Here is a 21,622-nt window from a genome sequence, read left to right as displayed (position 1 = left end):
CGCCTGGGCGTGATCGCGGCTGTCCTGGGACATGGCCGCACTCTCGGCGCACGGCCCGTTTCCGCCCCGCCCATGCGGGCGGGATCACACCTGCGCCCGGGCCGCCGGGGCCGTCGTCGCCGGGGCGGGTGGACGCAGGGGTTGTGCACGCATTCGGGATTTTATTGCGCGGAATGCGCCGCATTCGCCAGGCTGGAAGCGGCGCGGTGGTCCGATCGGGCGATGACCNGGCCTCGGGGAGGAGGCTCGGATGGACCTGCCGCCGTCGGCGGCTCCGCTGCACGCGCTGCCCGCGGGTCGCCTGCCCCTCGCGGTGCTCGCGGCGGTGCGCGATCGACCGGCGGGGGCGGCCGAGTTCAGCGCCTACCTCTACGACCCGACCGTCGCCGCGCGCAACGCCGCCGCGCTGCGTGGCTGCCTGCCCGGCTGGGCCGAACTCTGCTTTGCGGTGAAGGCCAACGGCTTCCCGCCGGTCCTCGACGCGCTGCTACGGGGCGCAGCCGCTGCCGGCACGCCTGCGGACATTCAGCTCGCGGACATCCGGGCCCACGGACCCGGCGCGGGCGGCGGGCCTGATCCGAGTGTCGGACCCGGCGCGAGTGGCGGGCCTGATCCGCGTGTCTGCGGGCACGGCGGGGTGGACGGTTTCGAGGTCTCGTCGGTGGGAGAGACGCGCCTGGCCCTGGCTGCCTACGGCCGGGTTGCCCCCGCCCGATCGCCCTACCTGGTCGCGTCCGGCCCGGCGAAGTCGAGCACCCTGTTGACCGCGCTGGTCGAGGCCGGCGTGTCGATCGTCAACGTCGAGAGCCCAGGCGAGCTTCGGCGGCTGGAGGCGGTCGCGGCGCGGTTCGGGCGGCGGGTCACCGTGGCGGTGCGGGNGAATCCTGCCAGGGTCGCCCTCGCGGGCTCCCTCCAGATGGGCGGGCGTCCGAGCGCGTTCGGGGTCCCCGAGTCGGAGGTGCCGGCCGTGNTGGACCTGGCGAGGCGTCTNCCCCATCTGGACGTGGCTGGCTTCCACGTCCACGCGGTGTCCGGCAACCTCGATGCCGCCGCCCACCTGGACTACGTCCGCTGGTGCCTCGAGTTCGCCGAACGCACGGCCGCCGACGCCGGGATCGACCTGCGGGTGGTCGACGTGGGCGGGGGCCTCGGCGTGCCGTTCGAGCCGGACCGGCGCGGCGAACGCCCCTTCGACCTGGACCGGTTCGGGGAGGGGCTCGCGCGGTTGCCGGTCCCACCCGGCGTCCGCATGATCATCGAGCCGGGCCGGCTGCTCGTGGCCGACTGCGGCTGGTACGCCGCCGAGGTGATCGACGTCAAACGCTCCTACGGGACCGACTTCGTCGTGCTGCGCGGTGGCATCCACCATTTCGCCCTGCCGACCTCCTGGGAGATCGTGCACAACTTCGCGGTCGTCGCCGGGCCCACATCGACCGCGGCCGAGGACAAGGGTGTTGACACGGCCGGGCGGCCGGTGACCGTGGTGGGCGAGCTGTGCACGCCGGAGGACACGCTCGCGCGCGACATCACCGTCGGCCCGGTGCGGCCCGGGGACGTCGTCGTCTTCCCGATGGCCGGCGCCTACGGCTACGAGTTCGCCCTCGCGGATTTCCTCGGCCATCCCCGGCCCGCCCGCGTGGTGCTCGGGGAATCGGTGGATCGCGGCCCACGGGACGCCTGATCCGGGCGTTCACCCGCCGTCGAGGAGAAGGGCCATGACGCCGACGAGAGTTGCGCTGCTGACGATCTTCCGCTGGCGGATGAGCTCGCCGATCTCGTCGAGCGGTATCCATTCGATGCGATCCGACTCGTTGAGCTCGGTCGGCGGTCCGGTAAAGGTGGCGCTGTCCGCCCGGAACACGAAGTGCTGCGCGTCGGTGATGCCGTTCGCGGGCTGCGCGTAGATCAGGGGCCGCAGCGGCCCCGGACGCCAGCCGGTCTCCTCCTCCAGCTCCCGGGCGGCGGCGTCGACGGGTTCCTCGCCGTCCTCCACCAGACCCATCGGCAGTTCCCAGCCCCAGGTGTCGGTGACGAACCGGTGCCGCCACAGCATGAGCACCCNCCGCGACTCGTCCAGCAGCGCCGTGATGGCGACATTGCGCAGCCGGACCACGTGATACTCCGCCCGCTGCCCGTCCGGCTGCTCCACGGCGAGGAAGGCGAGAGTGATCCAGGGCGTCTGGAAGACGGTCCGTTCCTGGTGTACCCGCCACTTCATGAAGCCTCCCTGCTCGTGCGACACTTGACCGGCCGCCGGCCGCAGAGGCCGGCTCGCGATGCGGGGTCGGTTCTGCCTCTGCGCCGAGACGGTAGCGGTTTCCCCTTCGACGGCATCTCGCCGAAGGGACCGCAGTGGAGGGCGCATCGGTTTAGACCGGTGGAGGTGNCGTCGACCGAGCAAAAAACGTCAGGTGCTTCCGTGCCCCGGGAAAGCCTGCGCCCTGCCTCCGTACGGCGCGAACCGATGTTACCGTCTACTTGTAGACGTTGGGAGGACCCTGATGACCGAACCGGTAAAGCGGCGGCGTTCTCTGCTGGGCGATGCTCTGCCAGCGCGGACGTTCGACCAAGGTATCGATCTTGAGGTTGCGGAGTGGATCCTGGGTGCCCTGACCGCCAGGATCTCCAGTTTGCTGGCTGAGGAGTCGGACGAGACGGTGGCGCAGAGCCTTCGGGCGGAGCGTGCCGCCCTGGCTGCCGAGCGGCGTCGGATGATTGCCGGGGGCCCGTCTGCAGGCGCCCGGGTGCTCCAGGAGTATGGATCGCGGGCCAGGCAGCTCCGAGAAAAGCGGCAGTGACCGAGGAGTTCAGGCTCGATCCGAAGAGCCGTACGGCCCGTTCTCGTCCAGGGCGTTCTGGACAGAAATNGTAACTCCTCACACTACGCGAACATCGACCGCGCGCCCCTCCGGATCNCGGATTACGTGTCGGCCGAGNGGAATCCGGGGTCTTGTAGCGTCCTGCCGGACGGTGAGGCCGAGGCGAAGGTGATCGGTCCTCCGGGCGGCCGCCGCCGGGTAGAGCTCCACCACCGTTCCGCCGGCCAGGGTCGTCGAGAAATGCTCCGGCCCATTGCCGTGGGATTCTTTTCGGAACGTGAGCCCGAGTCTCTGGTAGAAGTCACGGCACGCGGCGAGGTCCGCGCAGTAGATGACTACGAGGTCGATTTCCGGTGCTGTCATCGCTGTACTGTAGGTCCATTTTGGGCCAGAGCCCGGGCGCTTCGCGGGTGCGGCTGACCCGGGGCCTCAGAGCAGCCGGGTGATGATCCTGGAGTTGGGCTGGTCGTCGTCCGGCCGGGGGGCGCCCGGCCCGGAGCTGGCCGCCCGGACCCTNCCCGAACCGGGGNGGGACCGCCGCTGGGAGGTGGCGGAGGCGGTCGAGGTCGTGGGGATCGCCGTCGGTGTGTCGGCGCGCAGGCCGGACGGGACCAGGGCGGCCCGCGGCGCGGCGGGGGGCGCAGCCCTGTCCGGCGGTGGTGTGGACGGCGCCAGCGTGGAGGGCGGTGGTGTTGACGGCGGTGGTGTGGACGGCGAGGCGGGTCCGTCGCGACGCTCCTCCGTCGGGAGAGGCCTCGTGGCGACCTGGGCGGAAGCCGCCGGGTCCGCTGCGCCGGCGGACGCCGGGGTGCGGTCGCCGTCGCGGGAGGCCGTCGCCGTGGCCTCGCCGTCGCCGGCGGTGGCGGGTTCGTGCGGCACCGGCAGGTCGAACCAGAGGTACTTGCCCGACTCCGCCATGACCGTTCCCCAGCTACCGGCGAGGGCGTCGAGGACGAGCAGGCCGCGGCCGCCCTCGGCGTCCGGCGCGGCCGTGCGCCGCTGCGGCAGGACGGTCGAGGTGTCCGAGACGGAGGCGTGGATCAGCCCGGGGCGCATCTCGATGAGCAGCCACAACGGCGGCTCGCCGTACTTGACGGCGTTCGTCACGAGCTCGCTGACGAGCAGCTCGGCGGTGCTGCGGACGTCCTCGGGGAGGTGCGCCATCCGCATGCCCTCCCGCAGGACCCGCCGGGCCTGGGGAACGGCCGAGGGCAGATACGGAAGCTCGGCGAGTATGTGGGTCGCGGGTGGGCAACGCGAGGTCGCCTGCCGAACCACGTCCATCGGAACCGAAGACGCGCTCATCTACCACCAAGCCTGAACAACGAGGACATCGCTCATCGTGTACCCGCTCAGAGCCGATTGAAGCCTCGGAATCCGGATCGCACCCCTTGGGGCGATGNCCACTCGGCATTCGATCTTGCCGTAGCCGGCGGACCTGCGGTGATGGCCCGCCGGCCGGCGGGCGGCGCGGACTGAGCGTGACGGCCGTCGCCACCACCCGGGACCGACGGGGCCGGTCAGCCGGGTACCCGCGCGACCAGGATCGCGACGTCNTCGCGCAGGTTGCCGCCCGCGAAGCGCTCGGCCGCGGCGAGCACCCGGTCGGCGATGCCCTGCGCCGACAGCCCCGCGCACCCGGCGACCGCCGCCAGCAGCCGCTCCTCGCCGAGCAGGTCGCGACCGTCGCGGGCCTCGATCACCCCGTCGGTGTAGAAGACCAGCGACTCGCCGGGGCCGAGGGTGACGTCGATCGCGGGGAAGGAGACCTCGTCGTCGTCGAGCACGCCGAGCAGGGTGCCGGGCCGGCCGACGAGCGAGGCGTGCCCGTCGGCATGCAGCACCACCGGCTGGGGGTGCCCGGCGAGGAACAGCCGCAGGCGGATCCCGGCGGCCTGCGCGTCCCCGGCCGGGGACGCGCCGAGCAGGCTCGCGGGGCCCGCGATCGACGCCGCGGCCAGGGTGCAGAACCGGCCCTGACCGTTGGGGTTCGAGGAGGCGGCGTCGCGCAGTGTCCGGTTCAGCTCGAGCAGGACCTCGCCGAGATCGGTGCCGCGCCCGGTGAGCAGCCGCAGGACGGCGCGGGCCACCCCGGTGACCGTCGCGGCCTCGGCGCCCTTGCCGCAGACGTCGCCGATGGCGATCGTCCAGCCCAGCGGCCCCCACAGCAGGTCGAAGAAGTCCCCGCCGACGTCCAGACCGGNCGACTTCGCGGCGCCGTAGGCGGAGCCGAGGTCGAGGCCCTCGATCATCGGCAGGTCCGGTGGGCGCAGCCCGGCCTGCAACGTGCCGGCGAGCTCCACCTGGCGGCTGTAGAGGCGGGCGTTGTCGATGGCGAACGCGGCCCGGCGGGCCAGGTCGGCGAGCAGATCAATCTCGTCGGCGGCGAACGCGCTGCCCTCCGGGCGGCCGAGGGCGAGTACCCCGAGCACCCGACGGCGGGCCCTGAGCACCATCACCATGGCCGGGCCGCCGAACGCGGTCAGCGAGTGCACCCGGTCGCCGCTCGCGGAGCGCACCGCGGCCATCAGCACGCCGCCCGGGTCGGCTGCCGCCGCGCCCAGCGCGCCGGCCATGTTCTCCTCGGCGTGGGCGGCCGACCACAACGCCGGATCGGCGTTCTCCCGATGCAGGTAGACCGCGCACCACTGGGCGAGCCGGGGGACCGGCAGCCGGGCCAGCAGGGCCAGCGAATGGCCGAGGTCGAGGCTGCCGGCGAGCAGGTCGGACGCCTCGGCGAGGAACGACAGCATCCCGATCCGGCGCTCCTCGGCGCGGCGCATGTCGCCGCCGCCCAGCGCCAGCGCCATCCACCGGGTCGCCAGCCGGATGCGGTCGACGTCGAGCCCGGCCAGGCCGGCCCCGGGGGCCGGCCACAGCAGCAGCTCACCGAGGCTCGACTGGGTCGGGTCCAGCGGGAACGCCACCGCCTCGTCGGCCTCGCCGACGACGCCGAGGGTGGCCACGGTCTCGACCCGGCCGCCGTCGCGGCCAGGTCGTCGCACCTGACCGGCGGTCACGATCAGGGCGTCGACGAGCTGCGCGAGCAGCTCGTTCACCTCGCCCTCCGCGGTCAGGGCGCGCGCGGTGTCGCGGGCGATGAGCCGCGCCGGGCGCGTCTGGGCCGGCACGATCACCGCCGCGTCCTCGGCGCCGGGCTCCTCCGACGGGACGTCCGCGGAACCGAGCCGGAACCAGACGGTCTTGCCGCCGGGACGGTGCTCGGTGCCCCAGCTCGTCGCGAGCGCGTCGACGAGGGCGAGGCCGCNGCCGTCCTCGCGCAGCCCGTCGATGCCGAAGTCGGCCTCCTCGGGGAACGCCGACGGCGGGCGCGGCACGTCCACCTTCTTCACCCGCGCCATGCCGATGCGTACCGGGTGCCGGTCGGCGACGCCGACGCGAACGCCGTCGCCCTCCTGGCGGACGTCGACGGTGGCCGCGGTGCCCGCATGAACCACGACGTTGGTGACCAGCTCGGTGACCAGCAGGAGCGCGGAGTCGAGCAGGTCGTCGTCGAGCCGGNCGCGCAGCGTCTCGAGCAGGAACCNCCGCGCGGACCGAGGGGAATCGGGCGTCGGCGGCAGCGTGATGGCCTGGGTCGTCGTCGTCGGACTCCCTCCTGCGCCATTCATGTCGCTCAGTCTCTCCTGCGTTGTCCATCGTGAGGCGGATACTGGCGGCTGGTGTCACCTGTCCACCGACGCCCGCCCACGCCGGTGCCCCGAGGAGACCGCCCCTGGCCCGGGCTCCTCCGCCCGGCCCGTCGTCCGAGACGATCGTGCCGACCGAGCTCAGGTAGGAGACCGATGAGTTCCACTGACGACCAGCAGGCCCCGGTTCGCCGTGATCCCGTTGCACCCGGCGGTGACGCTATCGCGACCATCGTCCCTCATGCGACCCGTGACGGGGACGAGACCCGGACATCGCGTACCTCGTCGGATGAGCTGATCGCCGATCTCCTGCACGGTCTGACCAGGTTGTGCGAGGGCGACTTCGCCACCCGCCTGCCGGCCCGAGAGGGGTACGCCGGCGACGTGGTGCGCAAGTTCGACGAGCTGGCCGCCATCCAGGAGCGCCATGCCGGCGAGCTGGCCCGGGTCAGCAAGGTGATCCGCCGCGACGGGCGGCTCACCCTGCGGATGGAGGACCAGGGCAGTCCCGGCGACTGGTCGGACATGACCCAGGCGGTGAACTCCCTCATCGACGACCTGGCCCGCCCGACCCACGAGGTCGCGCGTGTCATCGCCGCGGTGGCCGAGGGGGACCTGTCCCAGCACATGGNGCTGGAGATCGCCGGCCAGCCGGTGCGCGGGGAGTTCCTGCGGATCGGCACGACGGTGAACACGATGGTGGACCAGCTGTCGTCGTTCNCCGACGAGGTGACCCGGGTGGCCCGCGAGGTCGGCACCGAGGGCAACCTGGGCGGGCAGGCCAAGGTCAAGGGCGTCTCCGGGGTCTGGCGGGACCTGACCGAGTCGGTGAACTCGATGGCGGGCAACCTCACCAGCCAGGTTCGCAACATCGCCCAGGTGACCACCGCGGTCGCGCAGGGCGACCTCAGCCAGAAGATCACCGTCGACGCGCGCGGCGAGATCCACGAACTCAAGTCGACCGTGAACACGATGGTCGACCAGCTCTCCGCCTTCGCCGACGAGGTCACCCGGATGGCCAAGGAGGTCGGCACCGAGGGCAAGCTGGGCGGCCAGGCGCAGGTCAAGGGCGTCTCGGGCGTCTGGCGGGACCTCACCGACTCGGTCAACGTCATGGNCGGCAACCTCACCACCCAGGTTCGCAGCATCGCCGAGGTGGCGGCGGNGGTGGCCCGTGGCGACCTGACCCGGCAGATCACCGTCGACGCGCGCGGCGAGGTCGCGGGCCTCGCCCACACCCTGAACACGATGGTCGACCAGCTCTCGTCGTTCGCCGACGAGGTCACCCGCGTCGCCTGGGAGGTCGGCACCGAGGGCAATCTGGGCGGCCAGGCGCACGTCCGCGGGGTGTCCGGGGTCTGGCGGGACCTGACCGAGTCGGTGAACTCGATGGCGGGCAACCTCACCAGCCAGGTTCGCAACATCGCCCTGGTGGCCACCGCGGTCGCCCGCGGCGACCTGTCCCAGAAGATCACCGTCGCCGCCCAGGGTGAGATCCTGGAGCTCAAGGACACCCTGAACACGATGGTCGACCAGCTGTCGTCGTTCGCCGACGAGGTCACCCGCGTCGCCCGCGAGGTCGGCACCGAGGGGGCGCTGGGCGGGCAGGCGCACGTTCGCGGGGTCTCGGGGGTGTGGCGGGACCTGACCGAGTCGGTGAACTCGATGGCGGGCAACCTGACCAGCCAGGTCCGCAACATCGCCCTGGTCACCACGGCGGTGGCCCGCGGCGACCTGTCGCAGAAGATCACCGTCACCGCGCAGGGCGAGATCGCCGAGCTCAAGGACACCGTCAACACGATGGTCGACCAGCTCTCCTCGTTCGCCGCGGAGATCACCCGGGTGGGCCGGGAGGTCGGCGTCGAGGGCAAGCTCNGCGGCCAGGCCACGGTCGCCGGGGTCGCCGGGACCTGGAAGGACCTCACCGACAACGTCAACCAGCTCGCCTCCACCCTGACCATCCAGCTGCGCGCGATCGGCGACGTGTCCACGGCCGTCACCCGCGGCGACCTGACGCGGTCCATCTCGGTGGAGGCCGAGGGCGAGGTCGCCGAGCTCAAGGACAACATCAACCAGATGATCGCCCGGCTGCGGGAGACCACCGAGCTCAACGCGCAGCAGGACTGGCTGAAGTCGAACCTGGCCCGCATCGGCAGCAAGATGCAGGGCCAGNGCGACCTCTACGCGGTCTGTCAGATGATCATCAGCGAGATGACCCCGGCGGTCAACGCCCAGCAGGGCACCGTCTACCTGCTCGACTTCATCGAGGGTGACAAGCTTCGCTACGTCGCCGGCTACGGCTCGGTGCCCCGGCGCCGCTCGGACGGCACGTTCCTGTTCGGCGAGGGCCTGATCGGGCAGGCGGCGCTCGAGCGCAACCGGATCCGGGTCGAGCACGTGCCTGCCGGCTACCTCAACATCCGCAGCGGCCTCGGCGAGGCGCCGCCGTGCGACCTCGTCGTCGTCCCGGTCGTCTTCGAGAACCAGGTGCTCGGCGTCATCGAGCTGGCCTCGTTCACGCCGTTCTCCGAGCTGCACCTGACCCTGGTCGACCAGCTCGTCGACACCATCGGCGTCGTCCTCAACACGATCATGGCGAACGCGCGGACGGAGGAGCTGCTCGCCCAGTCGCAGCGGCTCACCCAGGAGCTGCGGTCGCAGTCGGTCGAGCTGCAGCGCACCAACAACGAGCTGGAGGAGAAGGCGGCGCTGCTGGAGGACAAGAACCACGAGATCGAGCTGGCCCGCATCGGCCTGGAGGAGAAGGCCGAGCAGCTCGCGCTGTCCTCGCAGTACAAGACGGAGTTCCTGGCGAACATGAGCCACGAGCTGCGCACGCCGCTGAACAGCCTGCTCATCCTCGCCAAGCTGCTCGCCGACAACCCCGACCGCAACCTGTCCCGCAAGCAGATCGACTTCGCCGAGACGATCCACTCCGCCGGCTCCGAACTGCTCGGCCTGATCAACGACATCCTCGACCTGTCGAAGGTCGAGGCCGGCAAGATGGACGTCGACGCGACCAGCGTGCGCACCGCGGCCCTGTGCGACGCCGTCGCCGGAGTCTTCGGCCCCGTCGCCGACGAGAAGGGGCTGGCGTTCGAGGTCAACCTCGCCGCCGACGTGCCGGCCGAGTTCATCACCGACGAGCAGCGCCTGCAGCAGGTGCTCAAGAACCTGCTGAGCAACTCGGTGAAGTTCACCGACAGCGGCACCGTCCGCCTCGACGTCACCCTCGCCCGCCCCGACCTGCCGCACCTGGCGTCGCACCTGCGTTCGGCCGGCACGGTGCTGTCCTTCGCGGTCAGCGACACCGGGATCGGCATCGCCGCCGAGAAGCTGCGCATGATCTTCGAGGCGTTCCAGCAGGCGGACGGCACCACCTCACGCCGCTACGGCGGCACCGGGCTCGGCCTGTCCATCAGCAAGGAGATCGCTCGCCTGCTCGGCGGCTCGATCGCGGTGTCCAGCGCGGTCGGGCACGGCAGCACCTTCACCCTGTACCTGCCGGCGGTCCCGCTCGCGCAGATGCCGGCCTTCGGGGTCACGCCGGGCGAGCCCGACGACGTCCTGATGATCGTCGGCGCGGCCGACGGTGGCTGGGGCCAGAACGACTCGACGAGGGCGGCCCTGGCCCCGGCCGGCTCCCCGGCCGCGCAGGGCTGGCGCAACGGGGTCGCCGACCGGATCGACGGCGCCGGCGGCCGCGGCGGCGCCCCCGCACCGATGCCCACCGCCGGCGGCGGAAGCGGCCAGAGCTCGGGCGCCGCCAACGGTTCGGGCGCTGCCAACGGCTCCGGCGCTGCCAACGGTTCGGGCGTCGCCAGCGGTTCGGGCGGGGCCTACGGTGCGGGGGCTGCCCACGGTTCGGGGGCTGCCAACGGCTCGGGCGCAGCCGGCGGCTTCGGCGCGGCGAGCGGGGCCGGGGCTCCGACCGGTCCGGTCGACAACCGCGTCTCGCCACCGGCCGCGACGCCCTACCCCACGGACTGGCGGCCGGGCGACAGCGCGGTGGGCACCCCGTTCCTGACGGAGCCGGCCGACACCGGCGCCCGGCTGCCCGCGGGGGACATCGACGACTCCGACCCGCTGGTCGGCACCACGGTCCTGGTCGTGGACGACGACGTGCGCAACGTGTTCGCGCTCACCAGCGCCCTGGAGATGTACGGAATGCGGGTCCTCTACGCCGACAACGGCCACGATGCGATCCNCACCCTCCAGCAGGACACCGCGCCGGTGCACCTCGTGCTGATGGACGTCATNCTCCCCGGGATGGACGGCAACGAAACGACCTCGATGATCCGGGACATGCCCGCCTTCGCCGACCTGCCGATACTGGTGCTGACCGCGAAGGCCATGCCCGGGGACCGGGAGAAGAGCATCACCNCCGGCGCCACGGACTACATCACCAAGCCGGTGGATCTCGACCACCTCCTCGGGGTGATGCGGTCGTATCTGTATTGATCAGATCGCGTATGGTGCGCATTCGGGTGTCTATCGGTGGGGCGGTGAGATGCCGTCGGGAGCGATCAGCGATGGTGGTGGGGTGGCGACACCCACCATGGACCGGCAAGGCGATCGCGAAGGAGGGGGCGGGCGGGTGACCGAGCGGAGCGGCGGTTCCGTCGACGGCGAAGGCGGGCCGGCCGCGGAACGACCCCGCAGCAAGATCCTTCTGGTTGACGACCGGGCCGACAATCTCATGGCGCTGGAGGCGATTCTCGCCTCGCTGGATCAGGATCTTGTCACGGCGTCGTCGGGTGAGGAGGCGCTCAAACGCCTTCTCGTCGACGACTTCGNGGTGATCCTTCTGGACGTCCAGATGCCTGGGATGGACGGATTCGAGACGGCGCATCGGATCAAGCAGCGCGGGCGCACCCGGGACACCCCGATCATCTTTNTGACGGCGATCGACCGGGAGCCGCACCACGCGTTCCGCGGTTACGCTGTCGGCGCGGTCGACTACATTGCGAAGCCGTTCGACCCGTGGCTGCTGCGGGCCAAGGTCAGTGTGTTCGTGGAGCTGTTCGAGAAGAACGAGCGGCTGTCCGAGCTGGTTCATCAGCGGGTCCGGGACTTCGACCTCATGACGGAGGTCGCGGAGCGGCTCATCGCGCTCGACGTCCTGCTGGAAGGCGGAGCCGGGAGCTCCGCCGAGGAGACGATCGCCGCTGCCGGCGCCGAGGTGCGTGGTCTGGTCGCCCGGCTGCAGCCGTTCGCCCGCTCGAACAACACCTGACGTCCGCCCGCCCGCGTCGCCCGGTCGCCCCGTCGCCCGGTCGCCCCGTCGGCGTGCCATGCCCGACTTCCGTAAGTGCGTGGCCGGCGGCCGGGCGACGGTCGGGGATGCGTGGGAGACGGGCGCGGGGTCGCCCCCGGCGGGACTGCCGGCCGGCTCGTCCGGGTGGGGTCGGGCGCGCGGCGGGGTAGGCGGGGTACCCGGCCGGGGGAGATCCGGCGCGCGGGCGCCGTTGTGTCGGTCACATCACGGCGTCACCGAGGGTGGCGACGGATCCGATCGGAGGCGTCAGCCCGCTCCCGACAGGTCACGCTTCGTCATGCGGGCGCTGCAGACCAGTGNCAGATCGGCCGCCCAGCCGCATCGGACGGGTCCGCTGCGCACCGCCCCTGACGCTGTGGCCCGGCTGACACCGCGCCGTGACCGAATGGATGTTGTCCCCGTCCTCGCTCCGCGCCGATAGCATGCTTTTGTCGACCAGATCCGCCGGCGTGCCCGCGCAGCCGGTTTGTGCAGCCGTAGGAGGTTTCGTCATATGGCGATTGCCCGGCGCACTCCCCAGACTCTTGCCGGGCTGGATCCCCGGACTATCGGTCCGTATACGGTTGACCGGAAGCTTGTCGATGCCGGGACCGGACCGGTGTTTCTTGCCCGTAACAATCTCGCGCGTCCCGTCCTCATCAAGCTGATCACGGCGCCGTTCGCGCGGGACACGGAGTTCCGTCGCCGGTTGCGCATCGATCTTGATCATCTTCGGCGGCTGGCNCCGTTCTGCCTTGCCGCGATCCTGGACCTGGATACGCTGGCACGCCCTCCCTACGTGGTCGTCGAGTACATCGACGCGCCGACCCTCGCCGCCAGCGTCGAGGTCGACGGTCCGTTGCACTCGGCCGACACCGCCAGGCTCGCCGTGGGGCTNGCCGCGGCGCTGTCGGCACTCCATGGCGAAGGGATTGTCTTCGGTGATTTGAAACCGACCAATGTGGTGCTTTCTCGGCAAGGCCTGCGCCTGGTCGACTTCGGTCTCGCCCGAGTGCTGAACGGCGTCTCCGCCGACAATTCGGGCACTTCCCCGTCCGGCGTCGGAACGCTCGCGTTCATCAGTCCGGAACAGGCTCTCGGCCAGGCGGTCACCGCCGCGTCCGACATCTTCACCTGGGGCGGCGTGCTGCTGTTCGCCGCGACCGGCCAACCGCCGTTCGGCGCCGGTACGCCGCGTGCTCTGCTCCAGCGTGCCGTCTATGCCGAGCCCGACCTGTCGATGCTCGATCCCGACCTGCGCGACCTGGTGTCCGCCGCGATGCGCAAGGACCCCAAGCGTCGGCCCCGCGCTGTCGATCTGCTCGAGCACCTCATGGTGGGCGCTCCCGAGGACGACCCGCTGACCGTCCCCGAACCCGGCGTGCTCGGACTCCCCGAAGATGCCGTCGAGGCCGTTCCGGCGACAGCCCGGGAGACGACGGTGACCGTCGCCGCTCCGCCCGTGGCCGCTCCGCCCGTGGCCGCGCCGCCCGTCGATGAGCACCCGCGGCCGCCGGCAGCACCCGAGGCGGAGCCGGTCGCGCGGCCTGAGGTCGAGGCGGAGCCGGACGCGCGGGCAGCGGCCGGAGCGGAGGCGGACGCGCGGTCTGAGGTCGAGCCCGGGGCGCTGCCCGAGTCCGGTGTGGAGTCGGAGGCGCAGACCGAAGTGGCGGCGGAGTCCGGTGCGAAGTCGGAGGCGCAGCCGGAGTCCGGTGTGGAGCCTGGGGCCCGACCCGAAGCGGCGGCGGAGCCAGAGCCGACCTCCCCGTNGGCCGCGACCGTGGCCGGCCCGACCTCCTTGTCTCTACCGGTCGGTTCCGGACGGCCGGCTGGGGACGGGACCGCGGTGCGGGCGGTGGCCGCGACCGTCCTGATACCCCAGCAGGCCCTGCCCGCGCCGTCCCCGCCCACCCGGCAGGCGGCGACGGTCCGCCCGGCCCGCACGGGGGAAGTGNCGCTCGCCGCCCGGCCGGCGGGGGCAGAGGGGGCGCCCCGGCAGGGCGACGACGTCGTCACGGAGACCGCCCGCAGTGGCGAGTCCGTGGCTACCACGCGCAGTGGCGAGTCCGTGGCTGTCACCGGAGGCGGCGATGCCGGCGGCACCGGTGGCACCGGCGAGGGCGGCGAGATCATCGGGACGGGGGGAAACCGGGAGGAGGCGGCGGTCGCGGCGCCGCAGCGGGCTCGGTCGGATCGCGGGTGGCTGCGGCGCGCGCTGTCGCTCGGCGCCGCGACGTCGCTGCTGGTGATCCCGGCGTTCGCGGTTCTGGTCACTGTGCGCGACCGCGGCGGCGCGGCGACGTCCCGCGGTGCCGCCGGGGCCGCGATCCGCCTGCTCGACCGGGAACCGAACCTCGCCGGGCAGCTGGCCGTCGCCGCGTATCGGGTCGACCCGACCGCGCTGGCCGCCCAGGCCCTGGTCGAGGCGAGCGTCAGGCAGATCGTCGCGTCGACCGGAACCATTCGTGACCTGCGGGTCACCTCGGATGGCCGCTATCTGATCGCGGTCGGTGATGCCGGCGGGTCCGTCTGGGACATCGCCGATCCCGCTCGGATACGCCGGGTCGGCGACCTGACCGCGCACGCCGCGGCGACCGTCGCCGACCGCGCGCAGCTCGCCGCAGGCTCCGGCGACCGGTCCGCGGGTGGCACCCGACCTGGTTTCAACACCGTGGAGCTCACCCCGGACGGCGCCGCCGGCGGTGGCACCGGCACGGCCGACGCGCCGGGCGTGACCGAGGCGGCCGACAGCGCCCCGTGGTCGGCCGGGTCGGCGCTGCGTGCCGTCACGATCGTGCCGCGCCCGTCCGCGTCCGCCACCGCCCCGGTACCGCAGACCCTGGTGACGACCGGGGCGGACGGCGTGATCCGGCTGTGGCAGCTCATCCCGCCCAGGCTGGTGGACGACGGCGCGCTGGACCAGGTGCGTACCGCCGCGGCCGAGGTCTCGCCGCTGGCGGACCTGCGCGGTCACCCCGGCGCCGGGACGGCCGTCGCGGTCAGCGCGGACGGCCGGACACTCGCCTCGACGGGGGCGGATCGGACGGTTCGGCTGTGGGACGTCAGCCGCCCACGCTCGCCGCGGGCCCTCGCCGTGCTGACCCAACCGTCGGCCGTCACCAGCGTGGCCTTCACCCCGGACGGGCGCTCGCTCGTGCTGGGCGGCCCGGGTCGCCTCGCCGTGTGGGACGTCACCGATCCGCGGAACCCGCGAAGCCGCGCGGAGCGCACCGCCGCGGCCGACGTCCGGGCGATCGTCGTCAGCCCGGGTGGCCGCTGGTTCGCGGCGACGACCACGACCTCCCGCGGCACCCAGACGGAGATCTTCGGGCTGGGTGATCCGCGAGGCCTGCGCCGGTGGGCGTCCATCGCCCCCGGACCGGCTCCCGCGTCCGGCGCAGCCCCCGCGTCCGGCGCAACCCCCGCGTCCGGCGCAGCCCCGATCCCCGGAGCGGCTCCGGCCGCCGCGGTGGCGTCGCCCGGGACCCTCGCGCTGTCCGCGGACGGCCGGGTGCTCGCCGTCGCAGGCGCAGCCGGTCAGATCACGCTGTGGGACGTGTCCTCGCCGTTCCAGCCGGTGCGCCGGGGCAACCTGCCGGTCGGCGCCACCACCGGCGTGAGCGCCCTCGGCCTCGCCGGGCCCACCGGCACTCTGGCGGCCGCGGTCGGGGACGGCGTCCGGCTCTGGCAGCTTGATCTGCTCGCGGCCCAGGACGAGGTCTGCGCCCGGGTCGGCGAGCGCATCAGCCGCGACCAGTGGCGCAGCCAGCTCGGTCACCGCCGCTACGACCCGCCCTGCGACTGACCCCCCGCCCTGCTGAGCCCGCCCTGCGACTGACCCGGCCTTGCGACGGGTCCGGCCCTGCCATTGGCCTCGCCCGGCGCGACGCGGCTACCGGTCGAAGTGGCGGGCCGCACCGTAGCCGGGCCCCTGCTCGGGCCGGCCGGCCCGGGAGGTCCAGCGCCACTGCACGGAGATGCGGGTGCCGACGTGCCCGTGCACCCGCGGCACCGCGTGCAGCCAGTCGGCCTGAGCGCGCCCGCCCAGCACGATCAGATCTCCGCCAGCGGGGGACAGGTCGCGTCCGCCCGGCGCCTGCGGGTCGCTCAGCAGCCGCCGGCCCGGCGGCAGGTGGCGCGACTTCACCAGGAACGGCCGCCGCGCACCGAGGGTGAGGATCGCGATGATCGTGTCGTCCAGCCAGCGCATCTCGCGGTCGCGGTGGAAGCCGACGCCGTCGGAACCGTCCCGGTACAGGGACATGCCGAACCCGTCGAACTCCACCCCGTAGGTGCGTCGCAGCGCCCGGTAGGCATCCACCAGAGCGGGGAAGGGCACCGGCGCGCCGCGGGGGACCCACGCGGTCAACCGCGGCTCGGTGACCTGGCGCTCGTAGCGCCACATGGCACCCTGCCGCCAGGGCAGGCCCGAGCGCATCGCCTCGTACAGCTCGTCCGCGCCGCGCAGCCACCCGCGGGTGACGTCGACCCAGGACCGCTCGTCCAGCCAGATCCGATCCGCGCGTGCCGCCGGATCCACCGCGCCGACGCCCGGCGGCAGGGACGCCCCCGTACCCGCCCGCGCGGCCGGCCCGCCCGCGCGGGCGGCACCCGGGGCCGGTGAGGCGGCGTCCGTCACCTCACCGACGCTACCTCGTGGCCACGGCGGGTCCCGGTGTGGGCCGATCCATGGTCGCGATGTGCCGCCGCCGTCACCGCGGGGCGTAACCTGCGGGATCGAGGCCCCGGATACCGGTGGTGTCGTCGGCGTGGAACGGACAACAACAATGCCAACCATGATGGAGCGGCGTTTCCCCCCCGCCGTGCACGGCGGGGTCGCCACGGCGCGGACCCGATGACCGGAGGATCCGTCGAGCCCGGCGTCGCCGACGGCTCGGCCGTCCGCCCCTCGTCGACGGCCGGCGAGACCCCGACCGGCCCCGACTGGGACGTGCGCCGACTCACCGAGGTCGTCACCCGGCTGCGTCGGGTGCTGCGGGCGAGCATCCGTACCGAGTACTCGTGGGAGGCCCTGCCGATGGCGCAGGTCGAGCTCCTGCAGTGCCTGGCCGAGGCGGACGGCACCCGCGTCGGTGAGCTCGCCGGGCGTCTGCGGCTCGCCCCGAACAGCGTCTCGACGCTGGTGCAGCAGCTCGCCGACGCCGGCTACCTGCACCGTGAGCGTGACCCGGCGGATCGGCGGGCGGCGCTGCTGCGGCTCACCCCGGCCGGGGCGGCAGCCCTGTCCGGCTGGCAGCGTGCCCATGAGCGACGCCTCGGCGCGGCGCTGGCCCGGCTGGTCGAGGCCGACCGGACGGCGATCCTCACCGCCCTGCCCGCGCTGTCGAACCTGGTGGATGCGCTGGGGGACCGTGGGCAGCCGGCCGGGTGACCGGTCGGGGAACCGCCTGCGCTGACGGCTTCGAACGGTCTCGGCTCCGGCCAGGCACGGGCCTGGCGCGGGCCCGCACGCAAGCCCCGGCGCGGAGGCACGGCGTGCGGTCAAGCCAGTCAAGACGGGGAGGCGGGGAGGCCGTCAGGACCGGATGAGCCGAGCGATCGCGGCGGACGCCTCCCGCAGCTTCTCGTCGGCGACGGGGCCGCCCTCCGCCGCCGCGTGGGCCACGCAGTGCGCGAGATGGTCCTCCAGCAGCCCGAGGGCGACCGACTGCAGGGCCCGGGTCGCGGCCGAGACCTGGGTCAGGATGTCGATGCAGTACTTGTCCTCGGCGATCATGCGTTGGAGGCCGCGGACCTGCCCCTCGATCCGGNGCAACCGGGCGGTGTACTCGTCCTTGGTGTTGGTGTAGCCGTGCATCCGCAACGCCTTCCCCCACGATGACCGGTACCCCCCTACGGTACCTGTGAAGGCGTTGTCTCCGTCCGGGGTCGGGCCAGATACGGCCGCCAGCCGCCGAGGGCGGTGATGTCCAGCGCGCCGTCCACCGCCGCCGACTCGCACAGGAAGCCCAGGGTGGGGCCGCCGGCGAGGTCGAGGGTCCCGATCGCCAGCGGAGACGGCACGCCGAGCAGGAAGCCACCGGCCGCGGCGAGCGGCAGCCGCCACACCTCGGCGTCGATCGCCGCGCCGCCGGTGTTCACCCGCAGCAGGCCGGGACGGTGCGGCTGCGGGCCCGGCAGGGCATAGAGCCGGTACCGGGGCAGGGTGCGGTCGTGTCGCANCAGCACCGCGCCGAGTCGGGTCAGCTCGCCGTTCAGTGGCAGCCCACTCATGTGCGCGCCGACCACGGCGAGGTCCAGGAAACCGGTAGGTGTGCCCGGCGGGCCGGCGGGCCCCGACCGTGCTGGCGTGGCCGACTGTGCTGGCGTGGCCGACTGTGCTGGCGTGGCCGACCGTGCCGGGGCGCCCGACCTGGCCAGGGCGTGGCCGGTGGCTCCGACCGGCAGGCCCGTCCGGGCGTGCAGGCGCGACGCGAGGTCCGCGAGGAACTCGTCCCGGCCCGCGGGGGCGATGAGGGTCAGCCCGTGCGGGAGTCCGTCGGCGAAGCCGATCGGAATCGCGATGGCGGCCAGATCAAGCAGATTGACGAAGGTGGTGTACCGGCCGAGCCTGGCGTTCAGACCGATCGGGTCGGCCGCAACGGCCTCGACCGGGTAGGTCGTGGGCACGGTCGGCAGGACCAGCACGTCGATGTCCCGCCAGATCTCGTCGGCCTGGCGGCGCAGGGCGCGCAGCCGGGTCAGGCCCCGGAACGCCTCCACCCCGGTGATCGACGCGCCCGGCTCGAGCACGGTGCGGATGACCGGATGCACGTCGTCCGGCCGGGCGGTCACGAACTCACCCACCGAGGCGAACCGCTCCGCCAGCCAGGGCCCGCCGTACAGCAGCGCACCCGCCGCCAGGAACGGCTCCAGATCGATCTCCCCGGTCCGCGCGCCGGTTCCGCGGATCAGTCGTAGCCCGTCCTCGTAGACCGCTCGGGCCCCCCGGTCGCCGAAGAAGGTGAGCTGCTCCGGCCTGGCCACCCCGACCCGTAGCCCGTGTGGGGGGCGCGACGGATGATCGTCGGTCCCGCCCGCCCCCTGCTCGGGCGGGACCAACGACGCCGACGCCGACGCCGACGCCGACGCCGACGTTGACCTGGACGCCGGGGCCGGCCTGGCGTCCGCCGCAGGCATGAGGGGGAGCCTGCGCGAGTAGGGGTCGGCGGCGTCGTAGCCGTTCATGACCGACAGGGCCAGGCGCGCGTCCGCCACGCTGAGGGCGAAGACGCTCAGGCAGTCCAACGACCGGCAGGCCGGGACCAGACCGCGGGTGCTCACCAGGCCGCGGGAGGGCTTGAGCCCGACGACGTTGGTCAGCGCCGCCGGCACCCGGCCGGAGCCCGCGGTGTCGGTGCCGACCGCGAAGGTCACGAGGCCGACCGCGACCGCCACTCCGGAGCCGGAACTCGACCCGCCGGCGATCAGGGCGGAGTCGAACGGCGACACCGGTGTGCCGTAGGGCGAGCGCACCCCGGACAGGCCGGTCGCGAACTGGTCGAGGTTCGTCTTGCCCACGCAGACGGCCCCGGCGGCGAGCAGCGCGGCGACGGCCGGGGCGTCCTCGGCCGGCTCGTAGGCGAAGCCCGGGCAGCCGGCCGTGGTCGGGAGCCCGGCGACGTCGATGTTGTCCTTGACGGCGAAGGGCAGCCCGAACAGGGCAGGCAGGTCCGGCGTGGCGTCTCCTGACCCGATCGGGTCAGGGTCCGGCCCGACCGGGCTTCCCTCGCCGCCCAGGGGGTGGGCGCTGTCGGCGGCGGCCGGGGGTGGTCCGAACAGGGCATCCCGCTGCGCGTCCAGCGTCNCAGCCCGGGCCAGTGCCTGGGCCCGGGGGAATCTCGAAATCCACACCGCGTCGTCCCCGCGGGCCTCGATCCGGTCGTAGACGGCGGCGATCACCTCGGACACCCGCAGCCGGCCGCTGCGGTACCCCNCCAACAGCACCGCGGCCTGCAGATTCGGGGCGTCCAGGCGGAGGGCGTCCAGGTACGGGTCCGACGGGTTCGGGGCCTGCGGGTTCGGGGCCCGCAGGTCCGAGGTGTGCAGGTCCTGGGTGGGGATGGTCCGATCGGAGTGGGCGCGTCCTGGGTGGGCGGTGGATGGTGCGGGGGCCGTACTGGTCGGGTCGGGGGAGGGAGCGTCGATGACCATGGAGCGGGACGAGGCTCAGACCGCGGCGGTGGCCGCGGTGACCGCAGTACGCACGGCGTCCGAGGTCGCCACCGAGCCGAAGACGCCACCCTGCATCGTCACCATGTGCAGCGCGGCCGCGTGGTTGCTGGGATCCGTGGCCCCGGTGCAGTCGGACAGCAGCAGGCACTCGTACCCGNGGTCGTTGGCGTCCCGCATCGTCGTGTGGACGCACACGTCGGTGGTGATGCCGGTCAGGATGATGTGGGTGATGCCGTGCCGGCGCAGCACGAGGTCCAGGTCGGTCGCNTAGAAGGAGCCCTTGCCCGGCTTGTCGATCACGATCTCGCCCGGCAGCGGCGCGACCTCGGGCACGATCTCCCAGCCGGGCTCGCCGCGCGTGAGGATTCGCCCGCGCGGGCCCCGATCCCCGATGCCGGCGCCGATCTGCTTCGAGCGCCACAGCTTGTTCGGCGGGCAGTCCGACAGGTCCGGGCGATGTCCTTCCNGGGTGTGCACGATGAGGAAGCCCAGCGGGCGCAGCGCGGCCAGCAGTGCCGCGGTGGGGGCGAGGCCGGCGCGGGTCAGCCCGAGGTCGTAGCCCATCGCGTCCACGTAGCCGCCCGGGCCNCAGAAGTCGACCTGCCAGTCGATGTTGATGACGGCGGTCGTCGCCGGGCTGAACGAACCGTCGTAGGGCCAGGCATAGGGGTTCGCGACGACAGGCCCGATCCGCAGGTCCCCGGCGGCGGCCAGCCGGACCGGGTTGGGCAGGGGAGGGCCGGCCGTGACGGCGGGCCGAGTCACGACGGCGGGGCCTTCGGTGCCGGCGGGGCCTTCGGCGCCGGCGGGCGCTTCGGCGCCTGCCGGGGCTTCGGGGTCCAGACCGGTGGGGGCTGAGGTTGCGGCGGTCATGACGGTCCTCCTCGTGCGAGCCGACGGTGATCGGTCGTGCTGGTGGGCGTCCGCCGCCGGCGCGGTCAGCTCCTGATCCCCGAGGCGCGGCTGCGGTTGAGCACCATCTGCGTGATCGCCCGGGCCGCCCGCTTCTCGACGACGTCCATGGACTCGCCGACGTGCTGGCGCAGGGCGGCGACGCTGCCCTCGAGATCGCCGGCGAGCACCCTCTCGACGATCCCGAGATGTTGGCTGATCGTCAGTTCAACCCGGTCGGCGGTAACGAAGTCATGCATCCGAACGGGGCGTATCCGAGCATTTATTGCGTCCAACATGTGCGCGAGTTCCGCGTTTCCCGACGCGCGGCTGAGGGTGATGTGGAATTCCTCGTCCAGGACGACGAAAGCCGGATCGGGGGCCGGCTGATCGTCGCGCAGGGCGCGCCAGGTGTCCCGCAACGGCTCCAACATCGCCGGGTCGTGCGCGGTGCCGGACTCCACCGCGCGCTGCAGCCCGCGCAGCTCCAGCGTGACCCGGATCTCGTAGAGGTCGCGCAGNGCGCCGAGGTCGGGCTCGGCCGGGTAGTAGCCGCCGTCCTGCCGTTTCTCCACCAGGCCGTCGCCGGCCAGCCGGGTCAGGGCCTCCCGGATGGGGGTGCGCGAGACTCCGAGCAGGGCGGCGAGGCGTTCCTCGGCAAGCCGGTCCCGAAAGGAGAACTCCCCGGACATCAGTCGTCGACGCAGTGCGACATATGCCTGGTCGCGAAGGTTGCCGGCGGCGGTGGACCTCGGGGTCGGCGAGGGAGTCATACAGTCGAGCATCCGACATCGACGTCGACGGTGCGCCACCCCCCTCGGCCGTGCCGC

General features: G+C 73.0%; 11 protein-coding genes and 29 pseudogenes. 22 read left to right on the top strand and 18 right to left on the bottom strand.

The window, feature by feature from the left end:
* Positions 1–250: 250 nt before the first annotated feature.
* The 3 pseudogenes from UK94_RS63455 to UK94_RS63440 form a co-directional block, all read left to right on the top strand.
* A pseudogene (locus UK94_RS63455) lies at positions 251–878 on the top strand (type III PLP-dependent enzyme); the annotation flags it as partial.
* Position 879: 1 nt separating this feature from the next.
* A pseudogene (locus UK94_RS63450) lies at positions 880–970 on the top strand (hypothetical protein); the annotation flags it as partial.
* 21 nt (positions 971–991) lie between these two features.
* A pseudogene (locus tag UK94_RS63440) lies at positions 992–1,681 on the top strand (type III PLP-dependent enzyme); the annotation flags it as partial.
* Positions 1,682–1,690: 9 nt separating this feature from the next.
* Here UK94_RS63440 and UK94_RS23705 read toward each other — a convergent pair.
* Positions 1,691–2,053, bottom strand: coding sequence for an NUDIX hydrolase (locus UK94_RS23705; RefSeq protein WP_235489520.1), 363 nt, complete (start codon positions 2,051–2,053; stop codon positions 1,691–1,693).
* Between the two features lie 448 nt (positions 2,054–2,501).
* Between UK94_RS23705 and UK94_RS23700 the strand changes: the two genes are divergently transcribed.
* Entirely contained in the window at positions 2,502–2,798 is a 297-nt protein-coding gene (locus tag UK94_RS23700; protein WP_055751574.1) for a hypothetical protein, read from the top strand.
* A 551-nt stretch (positions 2,799–3,349) separates the two neighbouring features.
* Here the strand turns inward: UK94_RS23700 and UK94_RS23690 are convergent.
* The 5 genes and pseudogenes from UK94_RS23690 to UK94_RS74865 form a co-directional block, all read right to left on the bottom strand.
* Positions 3,350–4,103: ATP-binding protein (locus UK94_RS23690; protein ID WP_268761591.1), on the bottom strand; the 754-nt coding region annotated here is incomplete at its 3' end.
* Positions 4,104–4,376: 273 nt separating this feature from the next.
* Positions 4,377–5,022, bottom strand: a pseudogene (locus UK94_RS63435) (PP2C family protein-serine/threonine phosphatase); the annotation flags it as partial.
* Between the two features lies 1 nt (position 5,023).
* Positions 5,024–6,087, bottom strand: a pseudogene (locus tag UK94_RS63430) (GAF domain-containing protein); the annotation flags it as partial.
* A 1-nt stretch (position 6,088) separates the two neighbouring features.
* Positions 6,089–6,341, bottom strand: a pseudogene (locus tag UK94_RS63425) (serine/threonine protein phosphatase); the annotation flags it as partial.
* Between the two features lie 26 nt (positions 6,342–6,367).
* Positions 6,368–6,451 (bottom strand): hypothetical protein (locus UK94_RS74865; protein WP_268761590.1); only part of this gene is annotated, 84 nt, incomplete at its 3' end.
* A 174-nt stretch (positions 6,452–6,625) separates the two neighbouring features.
* Here UK94_RS74865 and UK94_RS63420 point away from each other — a divergent pair.
* The 17 genes and pseudogenes from UK94_RS63420 to UK94_RS76410 all read left to right on the top strand — a co-directional run.
* Positions 6,626–7,100 (top strand): annotated as a pseudogene (locus tag UK94_RS63420) (hybrid sensor histidine kinase/response regulator); the annotation flags it as partial.
* Position 7,101: 1 nt separating this feature from the next.
* Positions 7,102–7,189, top strand: a pseudogene (locus UK94_RS63415) (hypothetical protein); the annotation flags it as partial.
* A gap of 1 nt (position 7,190) precedes the next feature.
* A pseudogene (locus UK94_RS63410) lies at positions 7,191–7,586 on the top strand (HAMP domain-containing protein); the annotation flags it as partial.
* Between the two features lies 1 nt (position 7,587).
* Positions 7,588–7,634 (top strand): annotated as a pseudogene (locus UK94_RS76415) (hypothetical protein); the annotation flags it as partial.
* Between the two features lies 1 nt (position 7,635).
* A pseudogene (locus UK94_RS63400) lies at positions 7,636–8,344 on the top strand (HAMP domain-containing protein); the annotation flags it as partial.
* Position 8,345: 1 nt separating this feature from the next.
* A pseudogene (locus UK94_RS63395) lies at positions 8,346–8,641 on the top strand (HAMP domain-containing protein); the annotation flags it as partial.
* A 1-nt stretch (position 8,642) separates the two neighbouring features.
* A pseudogene (locus UK94_RS63390) lies at positions 8,643–10,676 on the top strand (ATP-binding protein); the annotation flags it as partial.
* Between the two features lies 1 nt (position 10,677).
* A pseudogene (locus tag UK94_RS63385) lies at positions 10,678–10,728 on the top strand (hypothetical protein); the annotation flags it as partial.
* 1 nt (position 10,729) lies between these two features.
* A pseudogene (locus tag UK94_RS63380) lies at positions 10,730–10,852 on the top strand (hypothetical protein); the annotation flags it as partial.
* Position 10,853: 1 nt separating this feature from the next.
* The coding region (locus UK94_RS74855) for a hypothetical protein (protein ID WP_268761589.1) at positions 10,854–10,930 on the top strand (77 nt) is incomplete at its 5' end.
* Positions 10,931–11,066: 136 nt separating this feature from the next.
* Positions 11,067–11,265, top strand: a pseudogene (locus tag UK94_RS63375) (response regulator); the annotation flags it as partial.
* Position 11,266: 1 nt separating this feature from the next.
* Positions 11,267–11,366 (top strand): annotated as a pseudogene (locus UK94_RS63370) (response regulator); the annotation flags it as partial.
* A gap of 1 nt (position 11,367) precedes the next feature.
* A pseudogene (locus tag UK94_RS63365) lies at positions 11,368–11,705 on the top strand (response regulator); the annotation flags it as partial.
* Positions 11,706–12,240: 535 nt separating this feature from the next.
* Positions 12,241–12,470: pseudogene (locus UK94_RS63360) on the top strand (hypothetical protein); the annotation flags it as partial.
* 1 nt (position 12,471) lies between these two features.
* Positions 12,472–12,623, top strand: a pseudogene (locus tag UK94_RS63355) (serine/threonine protein kinase); the annotation flags it as partial.
* Position 12,624: 1 nt separating this feature from the next.
* Positions 12,625–13,495: pseudogene (locus tag UK94_RS63350) on the top strand (protein kinase); the annotation flags it as partial.
* Positions 13,496–13,767: 272 nt separating this feature from the next.
* A complete protein-coding gene (locus tag UK94_RS76410) occupies positions 13,768–15,531 on the top strand; it encodes a hypothetical protein (RefSeq protein ID WP_313949580.1) in 1,764 nt (587 codons plus the stop codon).
* Positions 15,532–15,618: 87 nt separating this feature from the next.
* Here the strand turns inward: UK94_RS76410 and UK94_RS23665 are convergent, their stop codons facing one another.
* Positions 15,619–16,287 (bottom strand): alpha-ketoglutarate-dependent dioxygenase AlkB, encoded by a 669-nt coding sequence (locus tag UK94_RS23665; protein WP_041941099.1) that lies wholly within the window; start codon positions 16,285–16,287, stop codon positions 15,619–15,621.
* A 294-nt stretch (positions 16,288–16,581) separates the two neighbouring features.
* On the opposite strand from UK94_RS23665, the gene UK94_RS23660 reads away from it, so the two are divergent.
* Positions 16,582–17,118, top strand: coding sequence for a MarR family transcriptional regulator (locus UK94_RS23660; protein WP_011607454.1), 537 nt, complete (start codon positions 16,582–16,584; stop codon positions 17,116–17,118).
* A 144-nt stretch (positions 17,119–17,262) separates the two neighbouring features.
* Here the strand turns inward: UK94_RS23660 and UK94_RS23655 are convergent.
* From UK94_RS23655 to UK94_RS63300, 11 genes and pseudogenes are all read right to left on the bottom strand, one after another.
* Positions 17,263–17,497, bottom strand: a pseudogene (locus UK94_RS23655) (metal-sensitive transcriptional regulator); the annotation flags it as partial.
* Position 17,498: 1 nt separating this feature from the next.
* A pseudogene (locus UK94_RS74850) lies at positions 17,499–17,544 on the bottom strand (transcriptional regulator); the annotation flags it as partial.
* Between the two features lie 35 nt (positions 17,545–17,579).
* A pseudogene (locus UK94_RS63340) lies at positions 17,580–17,908 on the bottom strand (allophanate hydrolase); the annotation flags it as partial.
* A 1-nt stretch (position 17,909) separates the two neighbouring features.
* On the bottom strand, positions 17,910–19,388 hold a 1,479-nt coding region (locus UK94_RS63335; RefSeq protein WP_268761588.1), incomplete at its 3' end, for an allophanate hydrolase.
* Between the two features lie 507 nt (positions 19,389–19,895).
* Positions 19,896–20,058, bottom strand: a pseudogene (locus UK94_RS63330) (cysteine hydrolase); the annotation flags it as partial.
* A 1-nt stretch (position 20,059) separates the two neighbouring features.
* A pseudogene (locus UK94_RS63325) lies at positions 20,060–20,168 on the bottom strand (isochorismatase family protein); the annotation flags it as partial.
* A gap of 1 nt (position 20,169) precedes the next feature.
* Positions 20,170–20,367, bottom strand: a pseudogene (locus tag UK94_RS63320) (cysteine hydrolase); the annotation flags it as partial.
* 1 nt (position 20,368) lies between these two features.
* Positions 20,369–20,489 (bottom strand): annotated as a pseudogene (locus tag UK94_RS63315) (cysteine hydrolase); the annotation flags it as partial.
* Position 20,490: 1 nt separating this feature from the next.
* Positions 20,491–20,774 (bottom strand): annotated as a pseudogene (locus tag UK94_RS63310) (hypothetical protein); the annotation flags it as partial.
* Positions 20,775–20,839: 65 nt separating this feature from the next.
* Complete coding sequence (locus UK94_RS63305) at positions 20,840–21,295, bottom strand: FCD domain-containing protein (protein WP_268761587.1); 456 nt, start codon at positions 21,293–21,295, stop codon at positions 20,840–20,842.
* A gap of 19 nt (positions 21,296–21,314) precedes the next feature.
* Positions 21,315–21,565 (bottom strand): GntR family transcriptional regulator (locus UK94_RS63300; protein ID WP_268761586.1); only part of this gene is annotated, 251 nt, incomplete at its 3' end.
* Positions 21,566–21,622 lie beyond the last annotated feature (57 nt).

This window comes from Frankia sp. AvcI1, from assembly GCF_001420875.1.
GTDB lineage: Bacteria > Actinomycetota > Actinomycetes > Frankiales > Frankiaceae > Frankia > Frankia alni.
The sequence above is the reverse complement of the archived record's forward strand: the minus strand, read 5'-3'. Positions and strand labels throughout refer to the sequence as shown.

Coding starts and splice junctions, on each gene's coding strand:
- UK94_RS23705 (WP_235489520.1), bottom strand. CDS start 2,053: ATGCTGTGGCGGCACCGGTTCGTCACCGACACCTGGGGCTGGGAACTG.
- UK94_RS23700 (WP_055751574.1), top strand. CDS start 2,502: ATGACCGAACCGGTAAAGCGGCGGCGTTCTCTGCTGGGCGATGCTCTG.
- UK94_RS23660 (WP_011607454.1), top strand. CDS start 16,582: ATGACCGGAGGATCCGTCGAGCCCGGCGTCGCCGACGGCTCGGCCGTC.